At 65.0% G+C, this 9,636-nt stretch carries 10 protein-coding genes; 7 read left to right on the top strand and 3 right to left on the bottom strand.

Annotation, left to right across the window (positions count from 1 at the left end; translation table 11 throughout):
* From APY03_RS44225 to APY03_RS20690, 3 genes are all read right to left on the bottom strand, one after another.
* Window positions 1–933 (bottom strand): efflux transporter outer membrane subunit (locus APY03_RS44225; protein ID WP_232324355.1); only part of this gene is annotated, 933 nt, incomplete at its 3' end.
* A gap of 130 nt (window positions 934–1,063) precedes the next feature.
* A complete protein-coding gene (locus tag APY03_RS20695; RefSeq protein ID WP_068679635.1) occupies window positions 1,064–4,246 on the bottom strand; it encodes an efflux RND transporter permease subunit in 3,183 nt (1,060 codons plus the stop codon).
* A 92-nt stretch (window positions 4,247–4,338) separates the two neighbouring features.
* Entirely contained in the window at window positions 4,339–5,541 is a 1,203-nt protein-coding gene (locus tag APY03_RS20690; RefSeq protein ID WP_058160801.1) for an efflux RND transporter periplasmic adaptor subunit, read from the bottom strand.
* Between the two features lie 665 nt (window positions 5,542–6,206).
* Here APY03_RS20690 and APY03_RS20685 point away from each other — a divergent pair.
* The 7 genes from APY03_RS20685 (at window position 6,207) to APY03_RS45690 (ending at window position 9,566) form a co-directional block, all read left to right on the top strand.
* On the top strand, window positions 6,207–6,836 hold the full coding sequence (locus tag APY03_RS20685; protein ID WP_068679633.1) for a superoxide dismutase: 630 nt from the start codon (window positions 6,207–6,209) through the stop codon (window positions 6,834–6,836).
* 193 nt (window positions 6,837–7,029) lie between these two features.
* Window positions 7,030–7,404, top strand: a complete 375-nt coding sequence (locus tag APY03_RS44220) for a flavin reductase family protein (protein ID WP_058160805.1) — start codon at window positions 7,030–7,032, stop codon at window positions 7,402–7,404.
* Window positions 7,405–7,511: 107 nt separating this feature from the next.
* Window positions 7,512–7,835 (top strand): tetratricopeptide repeat protein, encoded by a 324-nt coding sequence (locus APY03_RS20675; protein ID WP_058160808.1) that lies wholly within the window; start codon window positions 7,512–7,514, stop codon window positions 7,833–7,835.
* A gap of 134 nt (window positions 7,836–7,969) precedes the next feature.
* Window positions 7,970–8,290: a DoxX family protein gene (locus APY03_RS45700; RefSeq protein WP_068679631.1), complete on the top strand. Its 321-nt coding sequence runs from the start codon at window positions 7,970–7,972 to the stop codon at window positions 8,288–8,290.
* The gene (locus APY03_RS45695) at window positions 8,244–9,005 is read left to right on the top strand and encodes an NAD(P)H-binding protein (protein ID WP_083944493.1); all 762 of its coding nucleotides are present in this window, start codon (window positions 8,244–8,246) and stop codon (window positions 9,003–9,005) included. Before APY03_RS45700 ends, APY03_RS45695 begins: the two co-directional genes overlap by 47 nt.
* On the top strand, window positions 8,891–9,271 hold the full coding sequence (locus tag APY03_RS20665; RefSeq protein ID WP_031629729.1) for a hypothetical protein: 381 nt from the start codon (window positions 8,891–8,893) through the stop codon (window positions 9,269–9,271). The genes APY03_RS45695 and APY03_RS20665 overlap by 115 nt, the downstream gene beginning before the upstream one ends.
* Window positions 9,272–9,311: 40 nt before the next feature.
* Window positions 9,312–9,566: a MerR family DNA-binding transcriptional regulator gene (locus tag APY03_RS45690; protein ID WP_023100421.1), complete on the top strand. Its 255-nt coding sequence runs from the start codon at window positions 9,312–9,314 to the stop codon at window positions 9,564–9,566.
* Window positions 9,567–9,636: the final 70 nt, after the last annotated feature.

Genomic DNA, 9,636 nt, shown 5'->3' with positions numbered 1-9,636 from the left:
GCCGATGCGTGCGGTAGCGGCGGCGAGCCGACGTTCGGCCGCTGCCACATCGGGACGACGTCGCAGCAGATCACTCGGGGCGTCAACGGCGATGTTCTGCGGCAATGCCGGCAGTTCGCCGGGGGCCTCCAGCACAGTGACCAGTGATTGCGGCGGTCTGCCGGTCAGCACCGCGATGCGGTGGGTGGCGACGGCGATGTCGGCCTCCAAGGAAGGGATGCGCGCACGGGTACTTTCGAGTTGCGTGCGACCGCGATCCACGTCGAACGGTGTCGCCATGCCTGCCTTGAGACGCACTTCGAGCAATTGCAGAGTGCGGGCCTGGTTGTCGGCGTTCTCTTGGGTGATGCGCAGTTGCTCCTGCCAGCCGCGGAGTTGGAAGTAGGTGCGGGACAACTGGCTGACTACCACGACCTGCATGGCGGCCAGGTCCTCGGCGCTCGCCGCGGTCTCGGCGCGCTGCGCCTCCACGCTGCGGCGTACCCGGCCAAACAGGTCCAGCTCCCAGGTGAAGCCGATGGTGGCCTGGTATTGATTGTGGTCACGGGCATCGCGATCGGCCAAAGGGAACTGATTGGCGGTGTCGCGCACATCGCTTGCCTCGGCGTCGGCAGTGATGGTCGGCAGCCGGTCATACCGGGAGCCGCGCAGCAGTGCGTTGGCTTGCTCGTAGTTGGCCAGCGCAACGCGAAGGTCCTGGTTGTTCGCCAGCGCGGTGTCAACCAGGCGTTCGAGCAACGGGTCACCAAAGGCGCGCCAGAACTCGGGGTCGGTCTGTGCCGTTGCGTTGACGGTGACCGCGGCATCCTGGCGGACGAAGGCGTCCACCTGCGGGGGCTGCGGCCGCACGTAGTCGGGGCCCACGGCGCACGCCGACAGCAGCGCGGCGGCGGTGCTCGCTGCGAGGATCTTCAGGACGCTCGGGCTCTTCATGGTGCCACCTGTTTTGAGCGCTCGCGCGTATCGGAATTGCTGGTGAGCCACTTTGCCGCGGCAGTGCACGCCGGGGCTGCTTCGGAATGTTGGTTCATGGATCGGTCTCCGATCGAATAGGACGACGGCTTCATGCATGGGCGGGCTGCGTATGCGTGGTCACGGTCGATTCGCCGTGCTGGACCAGCTTGCGGCCGGAGAGCTTGCGCAGTGCCACGTAGAACACCGGCGTCAGGAACAGGCCGAACAGGGTCACGCCGAGCATGCCGGCGAACACCGTGATGCCCGTGGCGGCGCGCACCTCCGCCCCGGCGCCCGCGGAGAGCACCAGGGGCAGCACACCGGCGATGAACGCGATCGAGGTCATGATGATCGGGCGCAGGCGCAGGCGGCACGCTTCCAGCGCGGCCTCCAGGATGTCCTTGCCCTGCATTTCCAGCTCGCGGGCGAACTCGATGATCAGGATCGCGTTCTTGCAGGCCAGGCCCATCAGCACCACCAGGCCCACCTGCACGAACACGTTATTGTCGCCGCCGGTCAACCACACGCCGAACAGCGCCGACAGCAGGCACATCGGCACGATCAGGATCACGGCCAGCGGCAACGTCCAGCTCTCGTACAGCGCGGCCAGCACAAGGAAAGCCAGCAGCACGGCGAGCGGGAACACGATCATGGCGGCGTTGCCCTGTGTGGCCTGCTGGTAGCTCAGGTCCGTCCACTCGATCTCCATGCCGGGTGGCAGCACCTGCCTCGCCAGCTCGGTGACCTTGGCCATCGCCTCGCTGGAGGACAGCACGCGCGGATCGGCCTCGCCGCTGAGGTCGGCTGCGGGGAAGCCGTTGAAGCGCAGCACCGGGTCGGGGCCGTAGGTGCGGTTGACCGTCACCACCGAGCCGATCGGCACCATCTCGCCACGGTCGTTGCGCGTGCGCAGGCGGGCGATGTTCTCGATGCTGTCGCGGAACGGCGCGTCGGCCTGGGCGATCACCTGCCAGGTGCGGCCGAACTGGTTGAAGTCGTTGACGTAGGCCGAGCCCAGGTAGGTCTGCAGCGTGTCGAAGACGTTGGTGAGCGGGATGCCCTGCGCCTTGGCCTTGATGCGGTCCACCTGCGCGTCGAACTGAGGCACGTTGGCCTGGTAGGTGGTGATCGGGAAGTGCATGCCCGGCACCTGCGAAGACGCCCCCTGGAAGGCGCCCACCGCGCCCTGCAGCGCGCCGTAGCCCAGGCCGGCTCGGTCTTCGATGAACAGCGAATAGCCAGCGCCGTTGCCGAGCCCCAGGATCGGCGGCGGCATGATGGCGAAGGTGATCCCTTCCTGCAGTGCGGCGATCTTCTGGTTGATCTCGGCGTTGATCTGCGCGGCCGTGCGCCCCGTGCGTTCGTTGAACGGCTTCAGGGTGAGGAACGCCATGCCGGTGTTCGGTGTATTGGTCATCTGCAGGGCATTCAGGCCGGGGAATGCCACCGCGCTGGCAACGCCGTCGGTTTCCAGTGCGACGTCGATGACCTTGCTCAGCAGCGCATCGGTGCGCCCGATGGAGGAGCCTTCGGGCAGCTTCACGCCCGCGATCAGGTACATCTTGTCCTGGGTCGGAATGAAGCCGCCGGGCACGGCCTTGAACATCAGACCCGTGCCCAGCAGCAGTAGCGCATAGACCACGAACACCGCCCCGCGCCGACCGAGCACGCGCGAGACCCCGCGCTCGTACTTGTTGGAGCTGCGGTTGAAGAAGCGGTTGAACGGGCGGAACAGCCATCCAAATGCCCGGTCAATGCCGCGAGACAGTGCATCCTTGGGGGCGCCATGGGCCTGCAGCAGCCGGCCGGCCAGCGCCGGGGACAGCGTCAGGGAGTTCAGGCCAGAGATCGCCACCGAGATGGCGATGGTGACCGCGAACTGCTTGTAGAACTCGCCGGTGACGCCGTCGAGGAATGCCATGGGCACGAACACCGCGCACAGCACCAAGGTGATGGCGATGATCGGGCCCGACACCTCCCGCATGGCCAGGTGCGCCGCTTCCAATGGCTGCGCGCCGGCCTCGATGTGGCGCTCCACGTTCTCCACCACCACGATGGCGTCGTCGACCACGATGCCGATAGCCAGCACCAGTCCGAACAAGGTGAGCGTGTTGATCGAGAACCCGAGCAGGTGCAGGACCGCGAACGTACCCACGATGGACACCGGCACTGCGATCAGCGGGATGATGGAGGCGCGCCAGGTCTGCAGGAACAGGATCACCACCAGCACCACCAGGGCCACGGCCTCCAGCAGCGTGGCGACCACAGAGTTGATGGATTCGCGCACGAACACCGTGGTGTCATACACCGCTTCGTACTTGATTCCCGGCGGGAAGGTCTTCTGCATCGCGTCCATGGTGGCGATCACCTGGTCACGGATGTCCAGCGCGTTGGCCCCCGGTGCCTGGAAGACGTCCATGCCCACGACGGCGCTGTTCTGGTCCAGCTTGGCGCGCAGCGTGTAGTCGCCCGCGCCGAGTTCGAGGCGGGCGACATCGGACAGTTTCACGATCTGGCCGTTGTCGCCGGTCTTGAGCACGATGTTGCCGAACTCCTCGACCGTGGTCAGCCTGCCCTGCGCATTGATCAGGCTCAGGAAGTCGCTGTTCGGCATGGGTTCGGCGCCGACCTGGCCCGCCGAGACCTGTACGTTCTGCTCGCGCATCGCTGCGATCACGTCCCCGGCCGTCAGGCCTCGCGAGGCGATGGCCTCGGGGTTGAGCCACGCCCGCATGGCGTAGTCGCCGCCGCCGAAAACATTGACCTCACCGACGCCGGGAATGCGCGCCAGGGTGTCCTTGACGTGCAGCCGGGCGTAGTTGCGCAGGTACAGCGTGTCGTACTGCTTGTCCGGCGAGGTCAGGTGTACCACCATCAGAAAGGTGGGGGACTGCTTCTGGACGGTGATGCCCTGGCGCACCACATCGGCGGGCAACCGCGCCTGGGCCTGGGCAACGCGGTTTTGTACCCGCACCGTCGCGTCATCGGCGTTGATGCCGGGACGGAAGGTGACCGTGGTCACCAGTACGCCGTCGGAGCCGGCGACAGACTTGATGTACATCATGCCTTCGACGCCGTTGATCTGCTCCTCCAGAGGCGTCGCCACGGTCTCGGCAATCACCTTGGGGTTGGCGCCCGGATACACGGCGCGCACTACGACCGAGGGAGGCACGACCTCGGGATACTCGCTGATCGGCAGCGCCGGGATCGCCAGCAGGCCCGAGACGAAGATGACGATCGACAGCACGGCCGCGAAGATCGGCCTGTCGATGAAGAACTTGGAGAATTCCATGGGCTAATACCTTGAGAGGAGTCCTGAGGGAAGCGCGCCGCGACGCTCGTCGTGTGATACGTCCGATCGGCGGCGCGCTCCGGCGTGGCGCTTCATTTGGCGGCGGGCGCGGGCGCGGGCGCCGCAGCAGCCAGCATGGGCACCGCCGTGGCCTGCACAGGCATGCCCGGGAAGAACACCTTCTGCGTGCCGTTTACGATGACGCGGTCGCCCGCCGCCAGTCCCTCTCGCACGATGCGCAGCCCATGGGAGCTGCCACCCAGTTGCACGTCACGTCGCTGCGCCAGCCCATCCTTGTCAACGATGTAGACGTAGTTCCGGTCCTGGTCGGTCAGCACCGCCTTGTCGTCGATCAACACGGCCTGGAATTCACCGCTGCCGACCAGGCGCACGCGGGTATAGAGGCCTGGCGTGAAGATGCGCTCCTTGTTGTCCAGCACTGCGCGCACGGCGATCGTGCCGCTGCCGCGATCGACCTGGTTGTCGAGAAAGTCCACCGTCCCGTTGTGAGGAAAGTCCGTTTCGTCCGCCAAGGCGATCCGGACCGGCAAGTGGCCGCCGCGTTCGCTGGGGCGCTCACCCTTGCGCGCCATGCGTGAGTAGCGCAAGAACGCCTTCTCATCGGCTTCGAAGTAGGCGTAGACCTTGTCCTGCGACACGATGGTGGTCAGTACGCTGGCGGCGTCACCGGCAGCCACCAGGTTGCCCGCAGTGAAACGGGCACGGCTGGCGCGCCCGTTGATGGGCGAGCGAACCTGGGTCCACTCCAGGTTCAACTGCGCCGTCTCCACCGCGGCCTGCGCAGCCTGCACCTCGGCCTGCGCAGACTCGTCAGCAGCGCGGCGTTGCTCCCAGGCTTCGGTGGAGATGGCCTGCTGCTCGACCAGAACCTTGGCGCGTTGTGCCTCGCTTCTGCTGCGGCCGGCCTCGCTGCGCGCCCGGGTCAACTGCGCCTGGGCCCGGGCCAGTTCCGCCCGGTAACTGCGGGCATCGATCGTGAAGAGCACATCGCCCTTCTTGACCTCGTCGCCTTCGCGGTAGGCGACCCGCTCGATGTAGCCGGACACCCGTGGGCGCAGCTCGACGCTCTCGATGGCTTCGATGCGCCCGTTGTATTCGTCCCATTGCGTGATGGGCTTGATCTCGACTTGCGCGACGCTGACTTGCGGCGGTGGAGGATGGCCTCCGGCGCCAGCACCGGCGTTCTCTTTGCATCCTGCGAGCGCCATCGCGCTGAGGGAGATCAGTATCCAAAGCAGGCGCAAGCCGCGAGGGTCGGAGCTGGAAGTCGTCATCTGAACAGGTTCCGTGGTCAGGTCGTAAAGCGAATGAAGCGAGCGCGATCGCGCTGCAAGCTGCACCCTGACGCTGCCTTTGGGGCAGCGCACGACCATGAGCGACAGATGCGGCAGAGATCGAATCCCGTTGGTTGTCGGCTGCTCGTCTCGTCGCAGAACGCGCGCGCAAACCGACCTCGGCGGCATCTATAAAGCCTCAACCAAACTTGAGGTCAAGCGATATCGACGTTCAGATTCGCTTCGTTGCGGATTGGCTATCCGCGGGGGATAGTGACCTGGGCACTGACGCGGAGGCGCCCTGGCCGAAGCGTTCGCGGACATCAGCCTCACAGGTGCCGCTGGCGCGAGCCGTAGTCGCCGGCCAGTGTCGTAAGTCTCCAGCAGAGTTCAGCATTGTCAGACATCCATCAAAACCAGCGTAGTGCGACGGCTCTCAACTGTGCCGCAGTCGTCTTGGCGCCAACCTGTTCCGCACTCGCAGAGTGAACCCGAAACTCCCCAAACGGATGTCGAACGCGCGTGGATGTCGAAATTAGCTCTTGACCTCAATATAACTTCAGGTCTTATAAATGTGACTTGCCACGCAGGAAATGTCGCGTCGATGGGGCGCGCTGCAGCCTGCATGTGCATCACATTAACCCATTGCCGGAGATCGCTCGCTTATGTCCTATTCCCTGCCACCCCTGCCATATGCATACGACGCCCTGGAGCCGCACTTCGATGCGCTCACGATGGAAATCCACCATGGCAAGCATCACCAGACCTATGTCAACAACCTCAACAACGCGGTGAGCGAAGCGGGCCTTGGCGCGGCCCCGGTCGAAGCCTTGATCGAGCAGTTGGAGAACGTGCCCGAATCCTGGCGCACCGACGTGCGCAACAACGGTGGTGGCCATGCCAACCACTCGCTGTTCTGGGCAATCCTCTCGGCCAAGGGCGGCCGGCCCAGCGGTGAGGTCGCACGGGCCATCGACAGCGAGCTGGGCGGGTTCGATGCGTTCAAGGATGCTTTCACCAAAGCGGCGCAGACGCGCTTTGGGAGCGGCTGGGCGTGGCTGACCGTCGGCCAAGACGGCAAGCTGCTGGTCGAGAGCAGCGCCAACCAGGACAGCCCGCTGATGGGCGAGTTCGCGCGCCTCTCCGGCGGCACGCCGATCCTGACGCTGGACGTGTGGGAACATGCCTACTACCTGAATTATCAGAACCGGCGGCCGGACTACATCGCGGCGTTCTTCCACATCATCAACTGGGAAGAAGTCAATCGCCGCTACCTGGCCGCGCAAGGCCGGTGAGCCGCGATCTGGGCGATTCCGAAAGCGGGCAGGAATCGAGTGCGAGCGCGACGGCTGGCGAGCCGCAGATGCGGAATCCAGTCTTCACGCACAGGGCATTGCGCAACAAGCTGGGCCAGTTCCCGACCGGGGTCTGCGTCGTCACGGCGCGTGCGCCGGGGGGGCACCCATCGGCCTGACCATCAACTCGTTCGTGCCGGTCTCGCTGGAGCCGCCGCTGGTGTCCTGGAACCTTTCCGAGCGTTCCGCCAGCGTGGACGTGTTCCGGGCGTGCAGACATTTCGGCATCAGCGTACTCCCTCGTTCGCAAGAGGCGGTGGCACGCCGGTTCGCCGACCCGGGTATCGCGGACAAGTTCAACGGTGTCGCCACACGGCGAGCCTTCGCCGGCATTCGACTGATCGAGGGCGCGGTGGCCACCTTCGTCTACGAGGCCTATCGGGCATGGCCGGTGGGCGACCACCTGCTGCTCGTGGGCAAGGTGCTGCAGATCGATGGCGGCGATGACGAACCGCTAGTGTTCCATCAGGGCCGTTTCCTCTCGATGCGGCTCACGCAGATGGCTTGAGTGATGGCCCGTCGAGCACTTGGGTCTGAACAAGCGCAAGGAGAGGCGTTCTTGATGATCGACGTCCAAAGCTGGAAAGGATGTTTGGGAATGAGCGATCGCTGCAAATGATCGATGTACGCAAGCTGGAAAGCCTGCTCGAACGGGGCCGCGATTCGGCCTTGCTGCGATTCGGGCTGGGCAAACACTACCTGGATGCGAACGAGCAGGCGCGCGCGGCGGCCCAGTTGCACCGATGCGTCGGGCTGGATCCGGGGTACTCGGCAGCATGGAAGCTACTGGGCAAGGCGCAGCACGAGATTGGCGACATCGCGGCCGCGCGCCATGCTTGGGAGAACGGAGTACTCGCGGCCAGACGCAACGGCGACGTGCAGGCGGAAAAGGAGATGAACGTGTTTCTTCGTCGCCTTGCAAGAACGTCAACACCCTGATGCACAGGACGACTAGCAGCGTGGCTCGCGGCCCCTATGACCTGCGGCAGGAATTCGTAGAGGAAGTCTTATGCGTTCAAGCAAGCTGTCACTGAAACCGATATTCCCTTACCTGCTGGCCACTTTTTTTCGTCGTGGGTGCCGTAGCCAACCTGCTGGCGTTAGGCGGGGCAGCGGAAGACTACGCCCGTTGGGGCTACCCGCGAAGGTTCAATTTTGTCCCCGGATCTCTGGAACTGGCGACAGCGTTGCTGCTGCTGCGCGGGCGCACACGGGTATGGGGCGCGGTGCTGGGGGCACTGATCATGGCGTGCGCCGGTGCGACGGTGCTACTCAACGGTGAGCCCGGCCGCGTGCTGGCGCCCTCGATCGTGCTGTCAATGTGTGTGCTCGCCGGCCTGCTGCACGATGGCGCCCGGACCGTTGGATCCGTTCAGGAGGAAGCTCGACCATGAACGAGCGCAGGCCGCGCATCGCGGCAATCGCATTTCTGCGCAGCCGGCACACTCCGCCAGGGGGAGCCATCCGGTGACCCGGTTGCTTTCTCCGTGCCTGCTGGTTGCCGGTGCCCATGATCCGCTCGGCCGGCGCGTCGTCGAACTGCTGCTGCGCCGCGATGAAGCGGAGGTCATCGCCACCAGCCGCCAACCAGTGCACCTTGTGGATCTGGCTGCCCGTGGGGCGCGTATTCGCGGCGCGGATCCCGACGATGCAGCGTCCCTGGATGCCGCCTTCACCGGCGCACACCGCCTGCTGCTCCTGCCGGGCGCTGCCGACGGCTCGTGGTCGCGGCGTCGCCAACTGCAGGCCATGATCGATGCCGCAGCGCGTGTCGGCGTCCGCACCGTGGTGTACGCGGCCCAGATCGAAGTGTTCGACCCCTCGCTGATGACTGTAGCGCGGGAATGCGAGACGGTGGCACAGGCATGCGAGGCTCGCAACCTAGCCTTGTCAGTCTTGCGGGTGGGCCTATGGAGCGATTGTTTCCGCGGATCATCCTGGCGCTTCGGTGCGGGAAGTGGTTTAGCTCAGCGCCGCAAGGCAGACTGCCTTACGTGGCGGGCGAGGACGTGGCGCGCACCGCTGCGGCGGTACTGCGGGCGGACCCTGTTCCGCCCGGAGAGCTGGCGATCACCGGCCCGCAGGCTCTCACTGCCGAGGCGCTGGTGAACAGCATCAATATCATCTTCGGAGCCAGCATCGACCTGGTGCCCGTCAGTGAGGAAGCCCTGGCGCTGCATCTGCAGGTCTCGGGCTTTCCGAAATCCACGCTGCGAGAGGCGCTGATCATCGAAGAGGTGTCCAAACGCGGGCTGGCGCCGTTCTCCGACGGTGTCATCGAGCAGATGACCGGTCAGCCGCCGCGCAGCATCGAGGCGGTGCTGGTCGAACACCGCCTCGATTTGCTGTTGTCCACCAGCACCCCCCGGCTTTGAGACGAGTCGACTTCTTCGACTCTAGAGGCTGCAGGCGTGCTTGCTGCAGTACATGATCCACGCCGAGACGATGATGAAACAACGATCTGTACGAACAGCCACCCCGACGACGGTGGTCGCCAAGCCTTTTGCCACGGAACGTGTGCCAATGGTTGGCGACGTCGCCAGCCTCGGCGGCGTAACCGTGTCCAACGTTCGTTTCTATGAAGCAGAGAGGTTGATCCATGCTACGCGCACGGCAGGCAACCAGTGCCTCTATGGGCCCGTATCTAGCACCTATGCCAGTTTCAAGTAGGGATTGTTCGGTGGCCGCTCATCGAACAGTTGTAAGCGCTCAATAAACCACGACCTTGATCCGCGGGCTG

The sequence above is a fragment of the Variovorax sp. WDL1 genome (assembly GCF_001541225.1).
GTDB lineage: Bacteria > Pseudomonadota > Gammaproteobacteria > Burkholderiales > Burkholderiaceae_C > Variovorax.
The sequence above is the reverse complement of the archived record's forward strand: the minus strand, read 5'-3'. Positions and strand labels throughout refer to the sequence as shown.

Bases quoted from the DNA above. Each gene is read 5' to 3' on its own strand.
- APY03_RS20675 (WP_058160808.1), top strand. From the start codon at position 7,512: ATGATCGATGTACGCAAGCTGGAAAGCCTGCTCGAACGGGGCCGCGAT.
- APY03_RS20695 (WP_068679635.1), bottom strand. From the start codon at position 4,246: ATGGAATTCTCCAAGTTCTTCATCGACAGGCCGATCTTCGCGGCCGTG.
- APY03_RS45695 (WP_083944493.1), top strand. From the start codon at position 8,244: ATGGCGCCCGGACCGTTGGATCCGTTCAGGAGGAAGCTCGACCATGAA.
- APY03_RS20685 (WP_068679633.1), top strand. From the start codon at position 6,207: ATGTCCTATTCCCTGCCACCCCTGCCATATGCATACGACGCCCTGGAG.
- APY03_RS20690 (WP_058160801.1), bottom strand. From the start codon at position 5,541: ATGACGACTTCCAGCTCCGACCCTCGCGGCTTGCGCCTGCTTTGGATA.